We start from the raw sequence: 22,627 nt of genomic DNA, 5'->3' as shown, positions 1-22,627 counted from the left end.
TCACAGCGAACGAGAGGCGACCCACCGATGAAGAAGCCGCCCGGGAAAGAACCCCGGGACGACCTGACCGTCACCCCGCCCGAGACCTGGGCCGCGGGCGTCCCCGCGGTGGTCCACGCACTGGAGTACTCCCTGGAGCAGACGTCCCCGAAGAAGACCGCGGTGGACCTGCTGACCATGAACCAGGTGGACGGCATCGACTGCCCCGGCTGCGCGTGGGCGGACCCCGCGCCCGGTCACCGGCACCGCAACGAGTACTGCGAGAACGGTGCCAAGCACATCAACGACGAGGCGACGACGCGGCGGATCACCGCCGACTTCTTCCGCGAGCACCCGGTGTCCGAGCTGGCCGGCCGCTCCGACATGTGGCTGAACCAGCAGGGGCGCCTCACCGAGCCGATGGTCAAGCGGCCCGGCTCCGACCACTACGAGCCCATCAGCTGGCGCGACGCCTTCGACCTGCTCGCCGGTGAACTGAAGGCGCTGGACACCCCCGACGAGGCGGTGTTCTACACCTCGGGCCGGGTCAGCAACGAAGCCGCCTTCGTCCTGCAGCTCTTCGCACGGGCCTTCGGCACCAACAACCTGCCCGACTGCAGCAACATGTGCCACGAGTCGAGCGGCTTCGCCCTGCACGAGACCCTCGGCACCGGCAAGGGCACGGTCAGTCTCCAGGACCTGCACCACGCCGACCTGATCTTCCTGGTGGGTCAGAACCCCGGCTCCAACCACCCCCGGCAGCTGTCCGCGCTGGAGCAGGCCAAGGTCAACGGCGCCCGCATCGTCGCGGTCAACCCGCTGCCCGAGGCGGGGCTGCTGCGGTTCAGGAACCCGCAGAAGCCACGCGGGGTGATCGGCCGCGGCGTCCGGATCGCCGACCGGTTCCTGCACATCCGGCCCGGCGGCGACCTGGCCCTGTTCCAGGCCCTGAACCGGCTGCTGCTGGAAGCCGAGGACGCCCGGCCCGGTGTACTGGACCAGGAGTTCATCCGCGACAGCACCAGCGGCTTCGAGGAGTTCGCCGAACACGCCCGGCAGGTCTCCTGGGACGACGTGCTCACCGCCACCGGGCTGACCCGCGAGGAGATCGAGCAGGTCCACGGCGACGTCCTGCGCAGCGAACGGGTCATCGTCTGCTGGGCGATGGGCATCACCCAGCACAAGCACGGCGTCCCCACCATCCGGGAGATCGTCAACTTCCTGCTGCTGCGCGGCAACCTCGGCAGGGCGGGAGCCGGAGCCTGCCCGGTGCGGGGCCACAGCAACGTCCAGGGCGACCGCACGATGGGCATCTGGGAGCAGATGCCGGACTCCTTCCTGGACGCCCTGCGCGACGAGTTCGGCTTCGACCCGCCGCGCGCCCACGGCCTGGACTCCGTGAACTCGATCAAGGCGATGCGCGAGGGCCGCGTCAAGGTCTTCCTCGGAGTCGCGGGCAACTTCGTGCGGGCCGCCCCCGACAGCGCGGTCACCGAGGAGGCCATGCGCGGCTGCAGTCTCACCGCCCACGTCTCCACCAAGCTCAACGGGTCCCACACCGTCTGCGGCCGGACCGCGCTGATCCTGCCCACCCTCGGCCGCACCGAACGCGACCACCAGGCGGGCGGGGAGCAGTTCGTCACGGTGGAGAACTCGATGAGCGAGGTGCACACCTCCCGGGGACGGCTCAAGCCGGCGTCGCCCCTCCTGCTCAGCGAGGTCGCCATCCTGTGCCGGCTCGCCCGCCGCACCCTTGCGGCGGGCCCGGGGAACGTGCCCTGGGAGGAGTTCGAGGCCGACTACAGCGCGATCCGCGAGCGCATCGCCCGGATCGTGCCGGGCCTGCACGACTTCAACCGGCGCGTGGTACGCCCGGGCGGCATCCGCCTGCCCAACCCCGTCAACGAGGGCGTCTACCGCACCGCCACCGGCAAGGCCGTGTTCACCCGCAACACCTGGCGGACACCGGACCTGCCCGAAGGGCACCTGCTGCTGCAGACCCTGCGCTCCCACGACCAGTGGAACACCATCCCCTACACACCCGACGACCGCTACCGGGGCATCCACGGCAGCCGCCGGGTGGTCATGGTCAACCCGGAGGACCTGAGCGCCCTGGCCCTGGCCGGGGGAGACCGAGTCGACCTGGTCACCGTCTGGCACGACGACGCCGAGCGGCGTGCCGAGGGCTTCGAGGTGGTCCCGTACCCCACCGCGCGCGGTTCCGCCGCCGCGTACTACCCGGAGACCCAGGTCCTGGTGCCGCTGGACAGCGTGGCCGACATCAGTAACCAGCCCACCTCGAAGGGCATCGTCGTCCGGCTGGAGCGGGCGGCAGCGCGCTGCCTGCCGTAGCCGCATCGTGAGACGGGGCCCCGTGCGGGAATGGCGGCACGCGGGGCCCCGTTGACACCTGTCATGCCCGAAACTTCCCCACGGTCCCCGGCCGGCCGCATGCCGCTCGCCGTCTACATCCTCGGCCTGTCCGTCTTCGCCCTCGGCACCAGCGAGTTCATGCTCTCCGGGCTGCTGCCGCCCATCGCCGACGACATGGACGTGTCCATCCCCCAAGCCGGGCTGCTGATATCGGCGTTCGCGATCGGCATGGTGGTCGGTGCGCCGCTGCTCGCGGTCGCCACCCTGCGGCTGCCGCGCAAGACCACGCTGGTCGCGCTGATCTCGGTGTTCGGCCTCGGCCAGATCGCCGGTGCGCTCGCGACGAGCTACGAGGTCCTGTTCGTCTCACGGGTCGTGAGCGCCCTCGCCTGTGCCGGCTTCTGGGCCGTGGGCGCGGCCGTGGCCATCGCCATGGTGCCGACGACCGCACGGGCCCGCGCCATGGCCGTAATGATCGGCGGACTGTCCATCGCCAACGTCCTCGGCGTCCCCGCGGGCGCCTTCCTCGGCGAGCACCTGGGCTGGCGGTCCGCGTTCTGGGCGGTGGGCGCCGCGTCCGCCGTCGCCCTCGTCGGTGTGGTGACCCTGATCCCCCGCATCCCGCTGCCCGAGCGCCGGCCCCGGCTGCGGGGCGAGCTGGCGATCTACCGGGACCGCCAGGTCTGGCTGTCCATCGTCGCGACCGCGCTCGCCGCCGGCGGTGTGTTCTGCGCCTTCTCCTACCTCGCGCCCCTGCTCACCGATGTCGCCGGGCTGGCGGACGGCTGGGTGCCGACCGTGCTGGCGCTCTTCGGTGTCGGCGCGCTGATCGGCACGACCATCGGCGGCCGGGTGGCCGACGCGCACCTGTTCGGTGTGCTCCTGTCCGGCGTCACCGCCTCCACGGTGCTGCTCGCCGCACTCGCGCTGTTCGCCTCCAGCCCCGCCGCGGTGATCGCCCTGTCGCTGCTGCTGGGCGTCTCCGCGTTCTACACGGCGCCCGCGCTGAACGCGCGCATGTTCAACGTCGCGGGCGCGGCCCCCACCCTCGCCGGGGCGACCACGACCGCCGCCTTCAACCTGGGCAACACCGGCGGCCCCTGGCTCGGGGGTACGGTGATCGACGCGGACCTCGGGTACGCCGCCACCGCCTGGGCGGGCGCGGCGATGACCCTGGTCGCGATCGCCTTCGTCGCCGTCTCCCTGCGGTTGCACAGCCGCTCGCGGATCGTGGCGGTCGGCATGGCCACCGGTCCCGCCGGCGTGGAGCAGACCCAGCGGGTGTGACGCCGGTTCGGATCCGGCCCGCCCCGCCCCCTCGCCCGGCGTGCCTCCCGCCCGGGCCCCGGCGCCCTCGTCAAGGGGCCGCGGGCCCGGCGGCGGCCCGGGCACAGCGGTCGGCCAACCGCACGAACGCCTCCCTGAGCGGGGGCGGTTCGACGTCCTCGACGTCCGTGTCGAAGAGGCAGAGGGCGGCGGCGAGAGAGGCCCACGACCAGGATCCGATGGTCAGCCGGCAGCGGTCCGGGCCGAGTTCCTCGACGACCCCGTCGGCGGCGTGCGGGGACACCGCCGAGGCGGGCGAGCGGAGTACGGCCCGGCCGCGGCAGGGCCAGTCGGGAGACTCCCCGGAGCCGCGGAACCGTCCGGTCACGAACGCGGCCACGTCCTTGCCGGGCAGCTCCCTCGGTGTGAAGCGGGGGCCGGTGGGGGTGCGCGGGGTGATCCGGTCGGCGCGGAAGACACGCCAGTCCCCGCGGTCCAGGTCCCAGGCCACCAGGTACCAGCGCCCGCCGCGGGTGACGAGATGGTGCGGTTCCACCCGGCGCGGGGACGGCACGGCGTCCGCCGGATGGGCCGGGGTGTGGTCGAAGCGCAGTACCTCGCGGGCCCGCGCGGCGGCGCTCAGCGTCATGAGGACGCCGGCGTCCGCCTGCGGCCCGGGGGAACCGGGCCCCTCGACGGAGGCGACGACGGGGGTGACGTGGAGGGCGTCGATCCGGTGCCGCAGCCTCGCGGGCATGACCTGGCGCAGGGTGGTCAGCGCGCGGGCCGCCCCGTCCTCGATCCCGGCGCCGGTTGCGGCGGCGGTCCGCAGCGCGACGGCGAGCGCGACCGCCTGCTCGTCGTCGAAGAGCAGCGGCGGCAGCCGTGTCCCGGCGTCGAGCCGGTAGCCGCCGTCGGGGCCCTTGACCGCCAGCACGGGATAGCCCAGCTCGCGGAGCCGGTCGACGTCGCGGCGCAGCGTGCGCGGGCTGATGTCCAGTCGCTCGGCCAGTGCCGGTCCGGGCCAGTCCCGGCGTGCCTGGAGCAGCGAGAGCAGTGACAGCAGCCGGGCCGAGGTTTTCCGCATGCCCACCATGCTCGCGCGAGTAGCGGCCACAACCTGACCTCTACCTGAAGCAGAGTGAGCACGGCGGGGCCGGAAACGCCCCGCGGCCGGCCCGCTGCCGTGGGCCGTTCCACCTGATCCCCCACGAGGCGAGGAGCCAGTCATGACCGCCAGAGCAGTGACCCACCTGAACTTCCGCGGAGACGCCCGCGAGGCGCTCACCTTCTACCGGTCCGCGTTCGGCGGCGACCTGACCGTGGTGACCTACAAGGACGCGGGCAACGTCCAGGATCCCGCCGAGGCCGACCAGGTGATGTTCGGCCAGGTGTCCACCGCCGACGGCCTGAGCGTGATGGCCTACGACGTGCCGTCCGACCTGCCGTGGAACCGGGGCGAGAACGCGTTCTTCGTCTCCGTCCGCGCCGAGAGCGCCGAGGAGACCACCGCGTACTGGGAGAAGCTGTCCGAGGGCGCGACCGTCCTGCGGCCCCTGGGCACCGCCCAGTGGGCGCCCCTCTACGGCATGCTGCGGGACCGGTTCGGCGTCACCTGGGTCCTGGACGTGGTGAGCGAGTACGACGCGTGACCGTGCTCGACGCCCGGTCGCTGAACCGGGCGGCCCTCGCCCGGCAGTTGCTGCTCGACCGTGCGGACCGCCCGGTGCCCGGCGCCGTCGCGCACCTCGGCGGCATGCAGGCGCAGGAGCCGCAGGAACCGTTCGTCGGGCTGTGGTCGCGGCTGCGCGACTTCGCCCCGCGGGTGCTCGACGACCTGCTGACCGGGCGTCGAGTGGTGCGCACCCACCTGATGCGCCGCACCGTCCACCTCGTCACCGCCGACGACGTACTGGCCTGGCGGTCACGCCACGACGCCATGCTCCGCGGACGCGTCCTCGGCACCTACCGCCGCGAACTGGAAGGGGTGGACCTCGACGAGCTCGCGGCGGCGGGCCGGGCGGTCCTGGCCGACGGCGAGCCCCGCTCGATGGCCGAGCTCGCGCGGGCGGTGGCCGGGCGCTGGCCGGATCCGGGACCGCGGCCGCTGGGGGAGATGCTGGTCGCCGCGCTGATCCCGATGGTGCAGCTGCCGCCGCGCGGGCTGTGGCGCACCCGGGCCGGGGTGCGCAACGCCCCGGTCGCGGCCTGGCTGGGCCGCGCGGTCGACCCGCCGGCCCCGCCGGGCACCGATCCGGTCGGTCAGGCGCTGGTACGGCGCTACCTCGCCGCGTTCGGGCCGGCCGCGTCGGCGGACCTGCGCGCCTGGTGCGGGCTCGCCGGACTGCCGGCCGCGGTCGCCGCGGTGCGCGGGGAACTGGTCTCCTTCCGCGACGAACGCGGCCGGGAACTGCTGGACCTCCCCGACGCGCCGCGGCCCGACCCCGGCACCCCGGCGCCGGTACGGTTCCTGCCGGCCTTCGACAACGCGGTCCTCGGCTACCAGGACCGCGGCCGGATCATCGACGACGCGCACCGCGGCCTGTCGGTCACCGGCGCCCGTTTCGTCCTCGTCGACGGCCGGGTCTCCGCGACCTGGACCGTCGCGGACGGCACGGTGACCGTCGCTCCGCTGCGCCGCCTCACCCGGGCGGAAGGAGCCGAGGTCGACACGGAGGGGCGGGCCCTGGCGTCCTTCCTCTCCGACGGCGACAGCGACCGGGTGCGGATCGGGGCGGCACCGTCCTGAACGAGGGCCGGCCCGCTCGGGTCCTCCCGGGGCCGGCGGGCCGGCCGTCGTGCGGCGCAGGTCGGGGTGGCGTCGACGCCACCCCCGTACGCATCGGCTGCCCGCGGCAACGGAATGCGGCGTACATCCATCTTCGTGATCTACACCCGGGGGAGAGGGGCGCGGGAACGCACTACACCCGACGCAGTACAGCGGTCCAGACCCAGGGGCGGACCGAACACCGAAAACCCCGGGCGAGCATGGATACGTACCCCGGTCAGCGCCTCCGCCTTCCCCCCATGTGCCGGGTCTTCGTCCTGCCCGTAACCCGACGGATTGGTCCCAAGGTGGCTACGTTCCTCTATCGACTCGGCCGGCGGGCGTTTCGGCGCCGCGGCCTCGTCGCCCTGCTGTGGGTGGCCATACTCGCGGGCGCCGGCGTCGCCGCGTCCACCGCGCCCGCCCCGCCCGAAGACTCCTTCTCCATGCCCGGCACCGAGTCCCAGAAGGCGTTCGACCTGCTCGACAAGCAGTTCCCGGCCGCCGGCGCCGAGGGCGCCACCGCACGCGTCGTGATCCGCGCACCCGAGGGCGGGAAGATCTCCGACCCGGCGGGCAAGGACCGGGTCGAGGAACTGGTGACTGCCCTCGGTGCGGGCCCGCAGGTCTCCTCGGTGGACGACCCGTTCGAGGCGGACGCCGTCAGCGAGGACGGCACCACCGCGTACGCCTCCGTGACCTACAAGGTCAACGCGATGGAGCTGACCGACGAGGCCCGCGACGCGCTCACCGCCGCCACCGACGACGCGCGCGAGGGCGGGTTCACCGTCGAGACCGGCGGCGACGCGGTCGTGGCCGAGCAGGAGATGGGCGGGACCGCCGAGCTGATCGGTATCGGAGTCGCCGCGGTCGTGCTCCTGCTGACCTTCGGCTCACTGGTCGCGGCCGGCATGCCGCTGCTCTCGGCGATCATCGGCGTCGGCATCGGCATCTCCGCCATCGGGGCGCTCGGCAGCACCCTGGAACTCTCCGCCACGACCTCCACGCTCGCCATGATGATCGGCCTCGCGGTCGCCATCGACTACGCCCTGTTCATCGTCTCCCGCTACCGGGCCGAGATAGCCGAGGGCCGCACACCCGAGGAGGCCGCCGGACGCGCGGTCGGCACCGCGGGCTCCGCGGTCGTCTTCGCCGGACTGACCGTCGTCGTGGCCCTGGCGGGTCTCGCGGTCGTCAACATCCCGATCCTCACCAAGATGGGCCTGGCCGCCGCCGGCACCGTCGTCATCGCCGTACTCATCGCCCTCTCCCTCACCCCGGCGCTGCTCGGCTTCGCCGGCAAGAAGGCGCTCAGCCGCAGGGACCGCAAGGCGCCCGCCGCGGCACGGGACGCCTCCGCCAGGCCGAGGCTCGGCACCCGCTGGGCCCGCTTCGTGCTGCGGCGCCCGGTGACCGTGCTGCTGACCGCCGTCCTCGGCCTCGGCATGATCGCCGTGCCGGCCGCCGGGATGGAGCTGGGCCTGCCCGACGAGGGCAGCTCCGCCCCCGACTCCACCCAGCGCAAGGCCTACGACATGCTGTCGGAGTCCTTCGGGGCCGGATTCAACGGTCCGCTGATGGTCACCGTCGACGCGCGCGGCGCCGACGACCCGAAGGCGGCCGCCGACGCCGTCGGCGACCGGATCACCGGACTGGGCGGGGCCGCGGCCGTCACCCCGGCCAACTTCAACGAGGAGGGCGACACCGCCGTCCTCACCGTGGTCCCCAAGACCGGCCCGAGCGACACCGCCACCGAGTCGCTGGTCCACGACATCCGTTCGCTGTCCGGCGGCATCAGGACCGACACGGGCGCGACCATGCTGGTCACCGGCGCGACCGCGATGACGATCGACTTCTCGCAGACCCTGGACGACGCGCTCGTCCCCTACCTGGCGCTGGTCGTCGGGCTCGCCTTCGTGCTCCTGATGCTGGTGTTCCGCTCGGTCCTCGTCCCGCTGAAGGCGGCCCTGGGCTTCCTGCTCTCGGTGGCCGCGGCGCTCGGCGCGGTGGTCGCGGTCTTCCAGTGGGGCTGGCTCGCGGACGTCTTCGGCGTCGACCAGCCGGGCCCGATCATGTCGATGATGCCCATCTTCATGATCGGCGTCGTCTTCGGTCTCGCCATGGACTACGAGGTCTTCCTCGTCACCCGCATGCGGGAGGCCTACGTCCACGGAGCGTCCGCCGCCGACTCCGTGACCACCGGCTTCACCCACGGCGGCCGGGTGGTCGCGGCGGCCGCGATCATCATGATCAGCGTCTTCTCCGGCTTCATCCTGGAGAACGACGCCATGATCAAGATGATGGGCTTCGGCCTCGCGATCGCGATCCTCTTCGACGCCTTCGTGGTCCGCATGGCCATCGTGCCCGCGGTGCTCGCCCTGCTCGGCACCAAGGCGTGGTGGCTGCCCAAGTGGCTGGACCGCCTCCTGCCGAACGTCGACGTCGAGGGCGAGAAGCTCCACAAGGAGCTCGGCGACACCGCCGCGCCCGCGGAGCCCCGCCGCGAGCCGGAGACGGCCGGAGTCTGACCACCGACGTACACGGCCCCGGTGACCTGGACCCCCAGGTCACCGGGGCCCGCGTGTCACAGGTCCCGTGCGGCGTCGCTCAGCGCCCGGTCGAGAATGGCGACACCGCGGTCGATCTCGTCGTCGCTCGCGGTCAACGGCGGAGCGATACGGAAGATGCCGCCCATCCCCGGGAGTTGGACGATGTTCATGTGCAGCCCCAGATCGAAGCAGCGCCGGGTGACGTCGGCGCCGAGACGGTCGGCGCCGCCCTCGCCCAGTACCCGGTCCCCGACCAGCTCCATGCCCAGCAGCAGCCCCCGGCCGCGGACGTCTCCGACCACGTCGTGGCGGGCGGCGAGCTTGTCCAGCCCGCCCCGCAGCGCCGTGCCGAGCCCCCGTGCGCGCTCGTCGAGCCGGTCGCGGACCAGGACGTCCAGGACGGTGTTGCCCACGGCGGCCGGCAGCGGGTCGTTGACGTGGGTGGTGAAGAACAGGAAACCGCGCTCGTGCGCCCGCCGCTCGATCTCCGCGCTGGTCAGCACGGCGGCCAGCGGCAGCCCCGCGCCGAGCGTCTTGGACAGCGTGAGGATGTCGGGGACGACACCCTCGTGTTCGAAGGCGTACCAGTCGCCGGTGCGGCACAGCCCGGTCTGCGCCTCGTCGAGGATCAGCAGCATGCCGCGCTCGCGGCACTTGTCCGCCAGGGCGGCGAGATAACCCGGCGGAAGCTCGACGACGCCGCCCGAGGAGAGGATCGGCTCGACCAGGCACGCGGCGAGGCTGCCGACCGACTGGGCGTCGATCATCTCGAAGCCCAGGTCCAGCTGGCGGCGCCAGTCCAGCCCGCCGTCCGCGCCGACGACCGAGGGACGGTAGCGGTCCGGCACCGGCAGCGCGAAGTTGCCCGGCGCCGCCGGGCCGTAGCCCTTGCGTCCGGCGCTGTAGGTGGCGTTCGCGGCGGCCTGGGTCATGCCGTGCCAGGAGCGGGCGAAGGAGACGATCTCGTGGCGGCCGGTGACGAGCTTCGCCATCCGCACCGCGGCCTCGTTCGCCTCCGCCCCGGTCGTCAGGAGCAGCGCCTTGTCGAGCGGCTCGGGCAGGGTGCCGGCGAGCCGGCGGGCCAGCTCGACGACCGGGCGGCTGAGCATGCCGCTGTGCAGGTGGTCGAGGTGCGCGACCTGCTCGCGCACCGTCGAGACGATCGCCGGATGGGAGTGCCCGAGGATGGCACTCATCTGACCGGACGTGAAGTCCAGCAGTTCGCGGCCGCTCTCGGTGAACACCGAGGTGCCCGCGGCGCGGACGACGACCTCCGGAGAGAAGGGCGCGTGGCCGGAGTAGCGGATCAGGTGGCGCCCCGGGTCGGCGCCGGAAGTCTCGGAAGGCATGCGACCGACGTTAGGGACGCTCCGCTGCGCGTGTCCATCGCACACTTTCGACGTGGCTGTGCGGCAGAACCGTACAAGCGCCGTACGCTGGCTCCGTGCTCAACTCGGGACGACTGCGACTGCTCAGCCTGCTGGACACCCTCGGCACCGTCCGCGCGGTCGCCGACACGCTGCACCTGAGCGCGTCGACGGTCTCCCAGCAACTGTCGGTGCTCGAGACCGAGACCCGGTGCCGGCTGATCGAGCGGACCGGCCGGCGGGTGCGGCTGACCCCGGCCGGACTCCTGCTGGCCCGCCGGGGCCGGGAGATCCTGGACCGGATGGCCGAGGCGGAGGCCGAACTGCGGGCCCTGAACGACGAGCCCATCGGCACCGTCCGGCTCGGTGTGTTCCAGAGCGCGATCTACAGCCTCGCCGTCCCGGCGGCGACCCGCCTCGCCACCACCCATCCGCACCTGCACCTCGAACTCATGGAGATGGAGCCGCACGAGAGCGGCCCCGCCCTGCGTTCGGGCGAGGCGGACGTCATCGTCACCACCACCGACTACTCCGGCCTGACCTGGGGCGCGGACCTGGAAGTCATGTCGCTCGGCAGCGACTCGGTGGTGCTGGTGCTGCCGCGGGGCCACCCGCTGGCGTCCCGCACCGCGGTCGACCTCGCCGCGTGCGAGGAGGAGACCTGGGCCTGCGACCGCCCGCAGTCCTACATGGCCGACCTCACCGTGCGGCTCTGCCGCGAGTCCGGCTTCGAACCCCGGGTGGCCTGCCGCTTCAGCAACTACCTGATGCTGCTGCGGCACGTGGAGACGACCGGGTCGATCGCCCTGCTGCCCGCCCTGGCGGTCACCGCGGACCACGCCGTCCTCACCCGGCGGCTGAGCCCACCGGTGCACCGCAACGTCGCCGTCGTGGTGCGGCGCGGCGCCCCCGGGCGTGCCGCGGTGAACGCGGTGATCGCCGCGCTCCGCGACCACCCGGAGATCCCGGCCCTGACCGCACCGGACGCGACCCGTGCGGGCGGGGACGACGGCCACCGCCCCTGAGAGCCGCGGCCGGTCAGACGGCGGGTGCGGCTATCCGGCGGTGGACGTCCTCGAGCATCATCCGGACCGACGACCGGAAGACCTCCGCCTGATGGTCGCCGAGGAAGGCGGTGTGACCGAACACCTCCAGCACGACCAGGCCGTGCACGTGCCCCCACGCGCTCAGGAAGAGGGAGACCGCGGCGGGCGGCAGCTCGCCCTGCGCGTGCACGGGGAGTCCTTCCAGGTGCTCCCGGAACGGAGGCGAGGGGGAGGGGGCGTCGGCGGCCGCGAGCTGGGCCGGGGTGAAGCCGGCGAACAGTTCGCGCTGGAAGATCGCCGCCATCCGGCGGACCGCCTGGGTCGTCGGGCCCTCGGCCGGCGCCGCGTAGTACCGCAGGGGCGTCCCGTACAGGAGCTGGAAGCGCTCCGGGTGGGCGACGCCCCAGCCGCGGTAGGCCTCGGCCACCGCTACCGGGCGAGGCGTGGAGGGCTTGTCGGCCGCGGTGTCGGCGGCGGCCTGCAGCGTGTCGGACAGGTCGCCGTACGCCTTGGTGATGAGGGCGGTGACGAGGGCGTCCCGGTTCGGGAAGTAGTGGTAGAGCGCCTGCACGGTCATGCCGAGGCCGCGGGCGATCGCGCGCAGGGACAGGGCCGCGGGCCCGTGCAGGCCGACGTGGTGTTCGGCGGCGTCCACGATCTCCCGGACCGCGGCGTTCCGCCGCCGTTCGCGCAGCGGGACGGGAGCCGTGGTGGTGTCTCGATCGGTGGGCATGCGGCGAGCCTACGACGCCGTGCACTGATAAGCCATCACGAAGCCGAACAGTGTCAGGTAAATCTCACACTGCCAAACACGGCATCGCCTCACTAACGTCGGTTCGCGGCGACGCCGGTCCCCGTGAGGTCAACTCCGGCCGTGCTCCGTCGCCTTCACCGCAAGGGAACAAGGGAGAACGTGCGTGGGACGCTTCGGTCTCAGCGAGGGCGGCCCCGCACCCGCGCCCGCCACGGCCGGGACCGCACCGGCCCGGCCCCCGGGGGTGAAGGACTCGACCGGAGTCTGACGCACCCGGCCCCGCACTCCGCCCGTGTCCGCGCCCCGTCCCCCCGGGAGGCGGGCACGGGCGGGCCTGCGCCGGCCTGGCGCGGTCAGGAGCCGACGGCGGCAGGGCCCTCGGCGCCGGCCTCCCCGGCCGGTCTGAACTCCACGGCGACGACGCCGTCCACGCTCCGGCAGTGCTCCTCCAGCAGCGGGGCGGACACATGGTCCGGGAGCAGGCCACTGAGGACGACATGCCCGTGCGCCACGTCCACCTGCACCGACGAGGGAGCCAGGCCCAGCGCCTTGACCAGGGCCTCCTCGATGATCTCGGTGCGGATCGCGCGGTCCGTGCGCAGGAACACCCGCAGCAGGTCGCTCCTGCTGACCACCCCGGACAGCCGCCCCTCCCCGTCGACGACCAGGAGCCGCTTGATGCGGTGCCGGGCCATCACCCTGGCGGCGTCGACGACGCTCCAGCCCTCCAGGGCGCAGACCGCGGGCGAGGTCATGAGCCCGGCCGCGTCCGTGGCGTCCGCCTTGTCACCGGCCGACCGGGACCACTCGGCGTGCTCGGGGGAGCCGTCCGGCTCCCCGCCCCACATCTTCTGCAGGAGGTCCGCCTCCGACACCACGCCCACCGGACGGTTCTCCCCGTCGACGACGGGCACCGCCGTGATGTCGTATTCCAGCAGCAGGTGGGCGATCTCCTTGAACGGTGTGCCCCGCTGCACGCGGACCACGGCGTCGCTCATCAGATCGCGCACCCTCTGGTGTTTCATCAGGGGTCTTCTCCTCCGCTGCCGGTCCGCTCCGACCGGCTTTCGTCCGTCTTGCCCGTGAAAACGATCGACCTGCCCCGGGAGTGCCCGGATTCCGGCGCGTCGGGGCTGATGAGCAGCAGGGCGATGTCGTCGCCCGGGGTCGGCGCGTGCCGGATGAGGGTGTCGGCCATGGCGTCCAGGTCGCCGGGATCGCCGTGCTCGACGAGCCCGGCGAGGGCCGCGATCGCGTCGTCGAGGTCGACTCCGGGCGCCTCCACGAGTCCGTCGGTGTACAGGGCGAGCACGCTGCCCGGCGGCAGCGGGAACTCCAGCGAGGGGTACACGGTGTCCGGCTCGATGCCCAGCAGCAGGCCGGGCGGCACCCGCAGCGCCTCCATGCGCCCGTCGGCGTGGCGCACCAGCGGCGGGGGGTGACCGGCGAGCGCCACGCAGGCGCGGTGCGTGGCCAGGTCGAGGTGGACGTAGGCGCAGCTGGTGAACAGGTCCGGGTCCAGGTCGGTGAGCACCCGGTTGGTGCGGGCCAGGACGTCGCCGGGCGGCGACCCCACGGTGGCGTGGGCGTGCACGGCGGTGCGGACCTGCCCCATGAGCGCGGCGGCGTCCACGTTGTGCCCCTGCACGTCGCCGATGGTGACGGCGGCCGTGTGCTCGTCGAGGCGGATGACGTCGTAGAAGTCGCCGCCGATGCCCAGTCCGCGGGCCGCCGGGAGGTAGCGGGCGCAGACGCTCAGGCCGGGCACGTGAGGGAGGGTGTGGGGCAGCAGCGCGGACTGCAGCCGGTGCGCGAGGTGGTGTTTGGCGTCGTAGAGCCTGGCCCGGTCCAGGGCCTGCCCGACGAGACCGGCCAGCGAGGTGAGGGCGGCCCGTTCGCCGGGCGGGAAGACGTGGGGCCGTCGGTAGGCGAGGAGGAGGGAGCCGATGGGACGGCCGGAGGCGATCAGCGGCAGCACGGCCCACGCGGCCATCCCGTCCTCGTGCGTCATGGCCGGGTAGGCCCCGTGGAGTTCGTCGAAGGTCGTCCAGAACCCCGGGACTCCGGTGACCATGACGTCGGCGCCGGGGACGGTCGAGGTGAGCGGAGCGCCGTCGAAGCGTGCGAGGAGTTCCGGGCGGTAGCCGCGCTGACCGACGATCTTCAGGTGGCCGTCCTCCGGGGCCATCACCACCATGCCCTGCGCACCCAGAGCGGGCATCAACTGGTCGGCGGTCTGCTCGACCACGTCCCGCACCCCGACCGCCTCGGTCAGGGTGGAGGCCAGGTGCATCAGGTGGTAGAGCACGGTGGCACGACTGGGCCCGGAGGGCTGCGCAGGCCGGGACGGGGGCGCGTCCGCGTCCGGGCTGCCACGGGTGATGCGCACACTCAGCCCGGTGGCGTCCGGGTACAGCTCGAAGGCCAGCCACGTGTGCGGCGGGCGCAGGACCGTGAACGCCTGCGGCCGACGGCTGACCAGCGCAGCCCGGTAGCGGTCCTCGACGTGCGGCACGTCCATCCACGGGAGTGCCTCCCACGGCAGGGCGCCCACCAGGGCGGCCCGGTCGGCACCGAGCAGCTCGGCCGCCGCCGGGGTGACGAAGGTGAGGTGTCCGTTCAGGTCCAGCGCGCAGGATCCGCCCGGCAGACGGTCGACGAAGGCGGACAGCGCGGTCGCCTCCACGGGGGAGGGCACGCTCGGCGCCGGCGGCGGCAGGGTCCGGGGCCGGTCCCGAGGCAGCACCGGTTCGCCCCGGTCGGCCGCCTGCCGGAGGCCCTCGGCCAGCCGCCGGCACCCCGCCCGGACGGCGTCCTGTTCACCGGTGCTCAGCCGCGCCGGGTGGTTCCCGGACCAGAGCAGCACCAGCCCGCCCCGGACGTCGGAGCCCGAGACGAGCGGTGCGGCGGCCAGTGCGAAGTCGTACGGCAGGACCAGAGCCAGCCGCGGATACTGGCGTGCCATCTCCTCCCGGCCGCCCGCCCACACCAGGCGCCGCTCGCGCACGGCGTCCGCCACCGGCATCGGGTCCTTCAGCCCGACCCGCCGCCACGGGGCGGCCATCTCCTGCGGAACCCCCGCGATCAGCACCTGCCACACGGCGTCCTCGCCCGGCGGCAGCACGTACAGGATCGCTCCGAACGCACCGCTCGCCCGCACCACGGCGGCCATCGCGGAGTCCATCATCCGGCCGCCCGCGGCCGAGCCGGCGGGGGGAGCCCGCCGGCAACCCGGCGGTGGGCCGAAGGACGGTGCCGGTGGCCGTGCCCCGCCGCCGGAGGCGGGACTGCCCGGCGCCGACCACACCGCACATCACCCATACATGGACACTACGCCCGTCGTGTCGTCACGGCATGCGAGGGAGCGGCGACCGGGCACACCCGGCGCTCAGTGCCGGGTGCCGCGCCCGTCGGACTCCCGTTTCACGTACAGCCGGCCGTCCGACGGACCGGTCCACTCCAGCCGTACGACACCGGGCACCGCGGAGTCCGCGACGCGCGAGGGGGCGGACCAGTATCCGGCGGCGGGGTTCAGGAAGTACGTCGCCCACAGATCGCCCCTGTGGTCGACGAAGAAGTTGTTGTGACCGGCGCCGACGCCCGCGGTGTACCGCTTCGCGTACGGGCCCTCGAACCGGTCGGACACGGCGACGACGGCGTCGTACTGGTACTGCACCCGGCCGGTCGCGGGCACGTCGTAGGCGTGGCGGACGGTGCCGTCGGCGTTGACCGACGTCCGGTCCCACGCGGCGTGGACGAGGTGGTACTTGCCCCGGTACTTGAACACGTACGCGCCCTCGAGGTACGGCTCGGGGGAGTAGGGAGTCTGCTCGAACCGGGGCAGGTCCGTCGTCGTGACGATGTCCTCCATGTCGTCCCGGAACTTCGCGTACAGGTCGTTGTGCAGCACCAGCCACGCGTCGTCGCCCTCGGAGAAGAGACCGCCGTCGATGTGGTGGTAGGCACCGGGCTCGATGAACTTCGGCCCCCCGATGAAGGAGTCGCCGAACGGCTTCTCCAGATTCCCCTCGATCAGCCGGTACGGCCCCTCGACGCCGCCCTCGCTCACCAGCATGAACGAGCCGACCTTGCGCGAGTGGTCGCCCATGCACGCCACGATGTACCAGGTGCCGCGGAAGTGGTGCAGCTCGGGCGCCCAGGCCTGGCCCCGCTTGCCGAACTGCTCGTCGTGCCAGTACTCCTGCCACGGCGCGACGACCGTGCGCCCGGGCCGGTTCTCCCCGACGAACTCGGGCGACCACACCTTGCCCCGCTCGGCCCCGGGCCGGATCCCCGTCGTGTCGGCCAGCCGCCACGGACCCTTGAGGGAGGGGGCCAGCCATACGAAGATGCCGTCGTTCCAGGGGCCGGCGGCATCCAGTCCGGGCACCCGTGACGTGCCGGTGGCGACGTACAGCGGGCGGCCGTCGACGACGAAGCAGTTCACGTAGGTGTCGCGCATCCACACCGTGCCCCGCTCCTCGTCGCGAGGGCGCAACTCCAGCGGGAGGACGAACGAGTTGTCCTCGCGCGGCCACAGATCCTCGCGGGTGTCCGCGACGCCGTACGTCTCGGCGTCGGGCCAGTTCCGCGGGTACCGCCGCGACGCCCCGGCCGGGGCGGGAGCCGCCGCGGGAGCGGCCTGCGCCGCGCTCGCGGGCAGGGCGAACGCCGCCCCCACACCGGCGGCGCCGGCCAGCAGGGAGCGTCGGTGGAGTCCGTACTCGGCATCGGTCATCAGTCGGGTTCTCCTTCGTCGTCCCCGTCCGGGAACCGAGGCGCGGCACACGAGCCGCATGACGGGGGCATGGCGCACAGCATGCGAACGACCGCACATTTACGTCAACAGGGCGGACGAATAAACCGGCCCGACCGAGTCGGGCAAGGCCCGGCCCACCAGGCTTTGTGAACGCTTCGTTGCGTCTTTCTGTCGGAGTGTTGACGGAATAATCCCGCCTCCCTACCTTGATCGGCATGCAGATGCCCAGCGGAGTGCACGCACTGGTCAGGCGGACCCACGAAGAGCGCGTGATGCGTGCGCTGCAGGAGAACGGCGCCATGAGCCGCGGCGAGATCGCCCGGGTCGTGGGCCTGTCCCGCACCACCCTGTCCGAGATCACCGGCCACCTCCTGCAGCGAGGTGCCATCGTGGTCCTGGACACCGACGCCTCCCGGCGCGAGGGCAGCGGCCGGCCGGCCGAACGGCTGGCGCTCGACCCGGCGTCGGCCCAGTTCATGGGCGTCGACTTCGGACACCGACGCGTCCACGTCGTCGTCGCCGACGCCTCGCACGAGATCATGGTCTCGGGCTCCGTCCGGTACGAGTCCACCGCGACCTGGGCGACCCGTACCGAGCTGGCCCTGGAACTGGTCGACCGGCTGAGCGGCGAGGCCGGAGTCCACTACGGGGCGCTGCAGGGCATCGGCATCGGCGTGCCCGGCCCCTACCCGGCCCCCGAGGGAGCGGCCTGGCCGCGCGCCACCGGCGGGGCCACCGTGCTGCGCCCGGCACCAGAGGGCGTCGACGTGGCCTTCGCCGAGCGCTTCGACGCACCGGTCATCGTCGACAACAACACCCGCCTCGCCGCCCTCGCCGAGGCCATCAGCGGCGCGGACAGCGTCGCCGACCTGGTGTACGTGCGCCTGTCGGACGGCGTCGGCGGCGGTCTCGTCGTCGGCGGCCAACTGGTGACGGGCTCGTCCGGGCTGGCCGGCGAGCTGGGCCACGTGACCGTCGAAGCGGCGGGCCGGCCCTGCCGGTGCGGCAAGCGGGGCTGTCTGGAGACGGTGGCCTCGGTGCCCGGCATCCTCGCCGCCTGCTGGGAGTTCGGACTGCGTCTGGAGAACCTCGACGACCTCGCCGCCGCCGTGCGCCGCGCCCACCCCGTCGTGGACCGGGTCCTGCGGGAGGCCGCGGGAGCGCTGGGCCGCGTGGTGGGCGCCGCGACCATGATGCTGAACCCGGCGAAGGTGGTCATCGGCGGCGAGATCACCCGGCTGGCGCCCGTCCTCGTGGAACAGGTCGCCGCCACCCTCGCCGCCGAGATCTTCCCGACCGCGTCGGCCGGCCCCGTCGTCGCCGCGGCCCGGCTCTCCGACGACGACGGCGCCATCGGCGCGCTCGCCGCGGTCTTCCACAGCTCTCCCCTCCTGGCGAGGTATCCCGAAACCGCCGACGTGAAGGGCCCGTCCGATGCACCCGACTCCGCCACCGAAGGAGCCGCCCATGTCCGTCCTTGACCAGCGGGGGGCCGACCCGGGGCACCCGCCGCCCCCACAGCGGTCCGGGGCCCCCTCCGACGCCGACCCGGGCACGGCGAAGACGACGCGGACGCGCGAACGCACCGGCCGGCGCGGCCTGACCCTCGTACTGAACACCGTGTCCGTCGCCCTCGGCATCGCGATCTGGTGGTTCCTGGCGTCCGCGGGACTCAAGCTGCCGACCCCGCCGGAGGTCGTCTCCCAGGCCAGGGTGCTGATCGCCGACGGCACGCTCGCCACCGACGCCGCGGCCAGCCTGACGCGGGTCCTCATCGGCTTCGCGCTCGGTACGGCCGCCGCGGTCCTGGTCGGTTTCCTGATGGGCTGGTACTCCGTCGTGCGCGGGCTGGTCGAACCCTGGATCCAGTTCTTCCGCACCATCCCGCCGCTGGCGATCCTCCCGCTGGCCGTGGTCGCCATGGGCATCGACGAGACGCCGAAGATCTTCGTCATCTTCCTCGCCGCGTTCCTGGCCTGTGTGATCTCCACCTTCCAGGGCGTGGTGAGCGTCGACCGCACCCTCATCAACGCCGCCCGGGTGCTGGGCGCCAGGGACCTCACGATCTTCGTCCGCGTCGTGGTGCCGGCGTCCACGCCCTTCATCCTCGTCGGCATGCGGGTCGGTCTTGGCTCGGCCTGGGCCACCCTCGTCGCCGCGGAACTGCTCGCGGCCCAGGAGGGCCTCGGCTACCGCATGCAGAACGCCCAGCTCTACTACGACCTGCCGACCATCTTCGTCGGACTCGTCTCGATCGGAATCCTCGGTCTGCTCATGGACCGGGTCCTCCTCCTCGCCGAACGCCGGCTCACCCGATGGCAGGAACGCCGATGACCAGCACACCCGCCAAGATCTCCGTCCAGCACGTCACCAAGACCTTCTCGCTGGGCCGGGATACCTTCACCGCCCTCGACGACGTCAGCCTCGACATCGCGGACCACGCGTTCGTCACCGTCGTCGGTCCCTCGGGCTGCGGCAAGAGCACCCTGATGAACATCCTCGCCGGACTCGACACCCCCACCTCCGGCCGCGCCCTGGTGGACGGCGTCCCGGTCTGCGGCCCCGGACCCGAACGCGGCGTCATCTTCCAGCAGTACGCCCTCTTCCCCTGGCTCACCGTGCGCCAGAACGTCGAGTTCGGGCTGCGCACCACCGGTGTGCCCAAGTACGAACGCCGCGCCCGTGCCGAGCACTTCATCGAACTGGTCGGCCTGGAGGCGTTCGCCGACGCCCTGCCCAAGACCCTGTCCGGAGGCATGCGGCAGCGCTGCGCCATCGCCCGCGCCTACGCCGTCGACCCCTCCATCCTGCTGATGGACGAACCCTTCGGCGCCCTCGACGCGCTCACCCGGGTCAAGCTCCAGGAGCAGCTGCTGGAGACCTGGAGCCAGGACAAGCGCACGGTCCTGTTCATCACCCACGACGTCGACGAGGCCGTGTTCCTGGCCAACCGGGTCGTCGTCATGGCCGCCCGCCCCGGACGCGTCTACGACGTCATCGAGGTCGACCCCGCCATCCGGCGCGACGAGGCCTTCCGGCTCAGCCCCGAGTTCGCCGCCCTGCGCAACCGGGTCTGGCACTCCGTCTACCACCAGGAAGGCCGCACCGCCGCCCTTTCCGGTTCCCACTCCTCGACGTCGTGACCCGGAAGGGGCCCACCGCCATGTCACCCGTTCTCCCCCCAAGAAGCCTCACCCGTACAAGCCTCACCCGTGGAAATCTCACCCGTAGAAGCCTCACCACCACCCTCGCCGGCGTGGCCGCCATGGCGCTGCTCGCCGCGTGCGGCGGCGGATCGTCCTCCGGCGGGTCGTCCGACAAGGTCCGCTTCGGCTACATCAACGACTTCAACGGCGCCAGCCTGATCGCCATCGCCGAGGCCAAGGGCCTCTGGAAGAAGCACGGGCTGTCGGCGGACGCCAAGGTCTTCACCAACGGACCGCTCCAGATCCAGGCCCTGGGCACGGACAACCTCGACTTCGGCTACATAGGCCCCGGCGCCATGTGGCTCCCCGCCTCCGGCCAGGCCAAGGTCGTCGCCGTCAACACCCTCGGCAACTCCGACCGCGTCCTCGCCCAGCCGGGCATCACCTCGATGCAGCAGCTCAAGGGCAAGACCGTCGCCGTGCCCGAGGGCACCTCCGGCGACATGATCCTCTCCCTCGCCCTGGAGAAGGCCGGGATGACCAAGGACGACCTGAAGGTCGTCCCCATGGATCCCTCCACCATCGTCTCCGCCTTCTCCTCCAAGCAGGTCGACGGAGCGGGCTTCTGGTACCCGGCCGCGGCGACCATCAAGAAGCAGATCCCCGACCTGGTCGAGCTGGCCAAGAACGCCGACTTCGAGAAGGAGGTCTCCTTCCCCACCGCCTTCGTCGCGGGCAACAAGGTGGTGAAGGAGCAGCCGGAGAAGACCAAGAAGGTCCTCGCCGTACTGCGCGAGGCCATGGCCTTCCGCGCCGAGCACACCGACGAGGCGATCGAACTCACCGCCGACAAGCTGAAGATCCCCGTCGAGCAGGTCGAGGCGGACGCCGCGAACAACAAGGTGCTCGGCGTCGAGGAACTCGACAGGCTGACCCGGGACGGCACCGTCGTCACCTGGCTGAAGGGCATGAACGACTACTTCGTCGACGCCGGCAAACTGAAGAAGCCCGTCGACCCGAAGACCTACTACACCGGTGACCTCTTCACGGGAGCGGGCAAGTGACGCGAGCCAACCAGACCGGCGCCGCAACCCGCTCCGACGCCCGGTCCGACGCCCGGTCCGGCGCGTCCAGGAAGAACATCCTCTTCCTCATGACCGACCAGCACCGCACGGACACGCTCGGCGCCTACGGCAACCCGCTGGCCCACACACCCGCGCTCGACGAACTGGCCGCCACGGGAACCCGCTTCGACCGCTGGTACACCCCCACCGCCATCTGCACTCCGGCCCGCGCCAGTCTCCTGACCGGCCAGGCACCCTTCCGGCACAAGCTCCTGGCCAACCACGAGCGCAACGTCGGCTACCTCGAGGACCTGGCCGAGGACCAGTTCGCCTTCTCCCGCGCCCTGCGCGAACACGGCTACAACTGCGGCCTGTTCGGCAAGTGGCACGCCGGAAACCGGCGCACGGCGGCCGACTACGGCTTCGACGGGCCCGACCTGCCCGGCTGGCACAACCCCGTGGACCACCCGGACTACCTCGCCTACCTCGCCGAACGTGGACTGCCCCCGTACGAGATCAGCGACCGCGTCCGCGGCACCCTGCCCAACGGCGGCCCCGGCAACCTGCTGGCCGCCCGGCTGCACCAGCCGGTCGAGGCCACCTTCGAGCACTACCTGGCCACCCGCGCCATCGAGCGGCTGGAGCGGTACGCCGCCGACGCCCACGACCACGACCAGCCCTTCTTCCTGGCCCTGCACTTCTTCGGACCCCACCTGCCGTACATCCTCCCGGACGAGTACTTCGACCTGGTCGACCCGGCGGACGTGGAACTGCCGCGGTCGGTGTCCGAGACCTTCGAGGGCAAACCCCCCGTCCAGCGCAACTACAGCGCGCACTGGACCTTCGACACCATGCCCATCGAGACGACCCGCAAGCTCATCGCGGTCTACTGGGGCTACGTGGCCCTCATCGACCGGCAGATCGGCCGGGTCATGGACGCCATGGAGCGGCTCGGCCTCGTGGACGACACCGCGGTGTTCTTCACCTGCGACCACGGGGAGTTCACCGGCTCGCACCGGCTGCACGACAAGGGCCCCGCCATGTACGAGGACATCTACCGCACCCCCGGCCTGCTCCGGGTCCCCGGCGGGCCCGGCGGCCAGGTGCGCGACGAGTTCGTCAGCCTCCTCGACTGCACCGCCACCATCCTCGAACTGGCGGGCCTCGACCCGAAACCCGCCGTCGACTCGCGCAGCCTGCTGCCCCTGGTGCGGGGCGAGGAGGTGGAGTGGGACCAGGACATCGTCTGCGAGTTCCACGGCCACCACTTCCCCTACCCGCAGCGCATGCTGCGCGAGGACCGGTACAAACTCGTCGTCAACCCCGACTCCGTCAACGAGCTGTACGACCTGCACACCGACCCGGACGAACTCCAGAACGTCTACGCCCATCCCGAGCGGGCGGAGGTCCGCGGCCGCATGACGCGCCGGCTGTACGACGTACTGCGCGAGCGCGGCGACAACTTCTACCACTGGATGACGTCGATGTACGACGTCGGCGAGGTGGGTCACGACCCGACCCTGAGCGGGCTCGACGAGTCCACGTACAAGGCGTAGC

General features: G+C 72.5%; 17 protein-coding genes. 11 read left to right on the top strand and 6 right to left on the bottom strand.

Features of this window, described 5'->3' with window-relative positions; all coding sequences use genetic code 11:
• Positions 1–27 precede the first annotated feature (27 nt).
• Both BJ961_RS19910 and BJ961_RS19905 read left to right on the top strand, forming a co-directional pair.
• Complete coding sequence (locus BJ961_RS19910; RefSeq protein ID WP_271414138.1) at positions 28–2,331, top strand: FdhF/YdeP family oxidoreductase; 2,304 nt, start codon at positions 28–30, stop codon at positions 2,329–2,331.
• Between the two features lie 99 nt (positions 2,332–2,430).
• On the top strand, positions 2,431–3,639 hold the full coding sequence (locus tag BJ961_RS19905) for a Cmx/CmrA family chloramphenicol efflux MFS transporter (RefSeq protein ID WP_271417107.1): 1,209 nt from the start codon (positions 2,431–2,433) through the stop codon (positions 3,637–3,639).
• Positions 3,640–3,709: 70 nt separating this feature from the next.
• Here BJ961_RS19905 and BJ961_RS19900 read toward each other — a convergent pair whose 3' ends face one another.
• Complete coding sequence (locus BJ961_RS19900; protein ID WP_271414137.1) at positions 3,710–4,705, bottom strand: helix-turn-helix transcriptional regulator; 996 nt, start codon at positions 4,703–4,705, stop codon at positions 3,710–3,712.
• Between the two features lie 142 nt (positions 4,706–4,847).
• Here BJ961_RS19900 and BJ961_RS19895 point away from each other — a divergent pair, with 142 nt between their 5' ends.
• From BJ961_RS19895 to BJ961_RS19885, 3 genes are all read left to right on the top strand, one after another.
• Positions 4,848–5,270 (top strand): VOC family protein, encoded by a 423-nt coding sequence (locus BJ961_RS19895; RefSeq protein ID WP_271414136.1) that lies wholly within the window; start codon positions 4,848–4,850, stop codon positions 5,268–5,270.
• Positions 5,267–6,367, top strand: coding sequence for a winged helix DNA-binding domain-containing protein (locus tag BJ961_RS19890; RefSeq protein ID WP_271414135.1), 1,101 nt, complete (start codon positions 5,267–5,269; stop codon positions 6,365–6,367). The genes BJ961_RS19895 and BJ961_RS19890 overlap by 4 nt, the downstream gene beginning before the upstream one ends.
• Positions 6,368–6,693: 326 nt before the next feature.
• Positions 6,694–8,913 (top strand): MMPL family transporter, encoded by a 2,220-nt coding sequence (locus tag BJ961_RS19885; RefSeq protein WP_271414134.1) that lies wholly within the window; start codon positions 6,694–6,696, stop codon positions 8,911–8,913.
• Between the two features lie 56 nt (positions 8,914–8,969).
• Here BJ961_RS19885 and BJ961_RS19880 read toward each other — a convergent pair whose 3' ends face one another.
• Positions 8,970–10,283, bottom strand: a complete 1,314-nt coding sequence (locus tag BJ961_RS19880) for an aspartate aminotransferase family protein (protein ID WP_271414133.1) — start codon at positions 10,281–10,283, stop codon at positions 8,970–8,972.
• Between the two features lie 95 nt (positions 10,284–10,378).
• Between BJ961_RS19880 and BJ961_RS19875 the strand changes: the two genes are divergently transcribed.
• A complete protein-coding gene (locus tag BJ961_RS19875; protein WP_271414132.1) occupies positions 10,379–11,326 on the top strand; it encodes a LysR family transcriptional regulator in 948 nt (315 codons plus the stop codon).
• A 13-nt stretch (positions 11,327–11,339) separates the two neighbouring features.
• On the opposite strand, the gene BJ961_RS19870 is transcribed toward BJ961_RS19875, so the two are convergent.
• The 4 genes from BJ961_RS19870 to BJ961_RS19855 form a co-directional block, all read right to left on the bottom strand.
• The gene (locus BJ961_RS19870; RefSeq protein WP_271414131.1) at positions 11,340–12,080 is read right to left on the bottom strand and encodes a TetR/AcrR family transcriptional regulator; all 741 of its coding nucleotides are present in this window, start codon (positions 12,078–12,080) and stop codon (positions 11,340–11,342) included.
• Between the two features lie 374 nt (positions 12,081–12,454).
• Positions 12,455–13,126, bottom strand: a complete 672-nt coding sequence (locus BJ961_RS19865; RefSeq protein WP_271414130.1) for a CBS domain-containing protein — start codon at positions 13,124–13,126, stop codon at positions 12,455–12,457.
• Positions 13,126–15,285, bottom strand: a complete 2,160-nt coding sequence (locus BJ961_RS19860; RefSeq protein ID WP_271417106.1) for a SpoIIE family protein phosphatase — start codon at positions 15,283–15,285, stop codon at positions 13,126–13,128. The genes BJ961_RS19865 and BJ961_RS19860 overlap by 1 nt, the downstream gene beginning before the upstream one ends.
• A 204-nt stretch (positions 15,286–15,489) precedes the next feature.
• A complete protein-coding gene (locus BJ961_RS19855; protein ID WP_271414129.1) occupies positions 15,490–16,839 on the bottom strand; it encodes a family 43 glycosylhydrolase in 1,350 nt (449 codons plus the stop codon).
• Positions 16,840–17,075: 236 nt separating this feature from the next.
• Here BJ961_RS19855 and BJ961_RS19850 point away from each other — a divergent pair, with 236 nt between their 5' ends.
• The 5 genes from BJ961_RS19850 to BJ961_RS19830 all read left to right on the top strand — a co-directional run bounded on the left by BJ961_RS19850 (position 17,076) and on the right by BJ961_RS19830 (position 22,626).
• Entirely contained in the window at positions 17,076–18,341 is a 1,266-nt protein-coding gene (locus BJ961_RS19850; RefSeq protein WP_271414128.1) for an ROK family transcriptional regulator, read from the top strand.
• Complete coding sequence (locus BJ961_RS19845; protein WP_271414127.1) at positions 18,328–19,194, top strand: ABC transporter permease; 867 nt, start codon at positions 18,328–18,330, stop codon at positions 19,192–19,194. The genes BJ961_RS19850 and BJ961_RS19845 overlap by 14 nt, the downstream gene beginning before the upstream one ends.
• The gene (locus BJ961_RS19840) at positions 19,191–20,003 is read left to right on the top strand and encodes an ABC transporter ATP-binding protein (RefSeq protein ID WP_271414126.1); all 813 of its coding nucleotides are present in this window, start codon (positions 19,191–19,193) and stop codon (positions 20,001–20,003) included. The genes BJ961_RS19845 and BJ961_RS19840 overlap by 4 nt, the downstream gene beginning before the upstream one ends.
• A gap of 122 nt (positions 20,004–20,125) precedes the next feature.
• Positions 20,126–21,070 (top strand): aliphatic sulfonate ABC transporter substrate-binding protein, encoded by a 945-nt coding sequence (locus BJ961_RS19835; protein WP_271417105.1) that lies wholly within the window; start codon positions 20,126–20,128, stop codon positions 21,068–21,070.
• 77 nt (positions 21,071–21,147) lie between these two features.
• Entirely contained in the window at positions 21,148–22,626 is a 1,479-nt protein-coding gene (locus BJ961_RS19830; protein ID WP_271417104.1) for a sulfatase-like hydrolase/transferase, read from the top strand.
• The last annotated feature ends 1 nt before the right edge of the window (position 22,627 follow it).

The organism is Streptomyces lienomycini (assembly GCF_027947595.1).
Classification (GTDB): Bacteria; Actinomycetota; Actinomycetes; order Streptomycetales; family Streptomycetaceae; genus Streptomyces; species Streptomyces lienomycini.
The sequence above is the reverse complement of the archived record's forward strand: the minus strand, read 5'-3'. Positions and strand labels throughout refer to the sequence as shown.

What these genes read in the sequence shown, in the direction of transcription:
- BJ961_RS19895 (WP_271414136.1), top strand. Translation starts at nt 4,848, where the DNA reads ATGACCGCCAGAGCAGTGACCCACCTGAACTTCCGCGGAGACGCCCGC.
- BJ961_RS19845 (WP_271414127.1), top strand. Translation starts at nt 18,328, where the DNA reads ATGTCCGTCCTTGACCAGCGGGGGGCCGACCCGGGGCACCCGCCGCCC.
- BJ961_RS19905 (WP_271417107.1), top strand. Translation starts at nt 2,431, where the DNA reads ATGCCGCTCGCCGTCTACATCCTCGGCCTGTCCGTCTTCGCCCTCGGC.
- BJ961_RS19870 (WP_271414131.1), bottom strand. Translation starts at nt 12,080, where the DNA reads ATGCCCACCGATCGAGACACCACCACGGCTCCCGTCCCGCTGCGCGAA.
- BJ961_RS19865 (WP_271414130.1), bottom strand. Translation starts at nt 13,126, where the DNA reads ATGAAACACCAGAGGGTGCGCGATCTGATGAGCGACGCCGTGGTCCGC.
- BJ961_RS19835 (WP_271417105.1), top strand. Translation starts at nt 20,126, where the DNA reads ATGGCGCTGCTCGCCGCGTGCGGCGGCGGATCGTCCTCCGGCGGGTCG.
- BJ961_RS19860 (WP_271417106.1), bottom strand. Translation starts at nt 15,285, where the DNA reads ATGGACTCCGCGATGGCCGCCGTGGTGCGGGCGAGCGGTGCGTTCGGA.
- BJ961_RS19910 (WP_271414138.1), top strand. Translation starts at nt 28, where the DNA reads ATGAAGAAGCCGCCCGGGAAAGAACCCCGGGACGACCTGACCGTCACC.
- BJ961_RS19850 (WP_271414128.1), top strand. Translation starts at nt 17,076, where the DNA reads ATGCAGATGCCCAGCGGAGTGCACGCACTGGTCAGGCGGACCCACGAA.
- BJ961_RS19855 (WP_271414129.1), bottom strand. Translation starts at nt 16,839, where the DNA reads ATGACCGATGCCGAGTACGGACTCCACCGACGCTCCCTGCTGGCCGGC.
- BJ961_RS19900 (WP_271414137.1), bottom strand. Translation starts at nt 4,705, where the DNA reads ATGCGGAAAACCTCGGCCCGGCTGCTGTCACTGCTCTCGCTGCTCCAG.
- BJ961_RS19840 (WP_271414126.1), top strand. Translation starts at nt 19,191, where the DNA reads ATGACCAGCACACCCGCCAAGATCTCCGTCCAGCACGTCACCAAGACC.
- BJ961_RS19880 (WP_271414133.1), bottom strand. Translation starts at nt 10,283, where the DNA reads ATGCCTTCCGAGACTTCCGGCGCCGACCCGGGGCGCCACCTGATCCGC.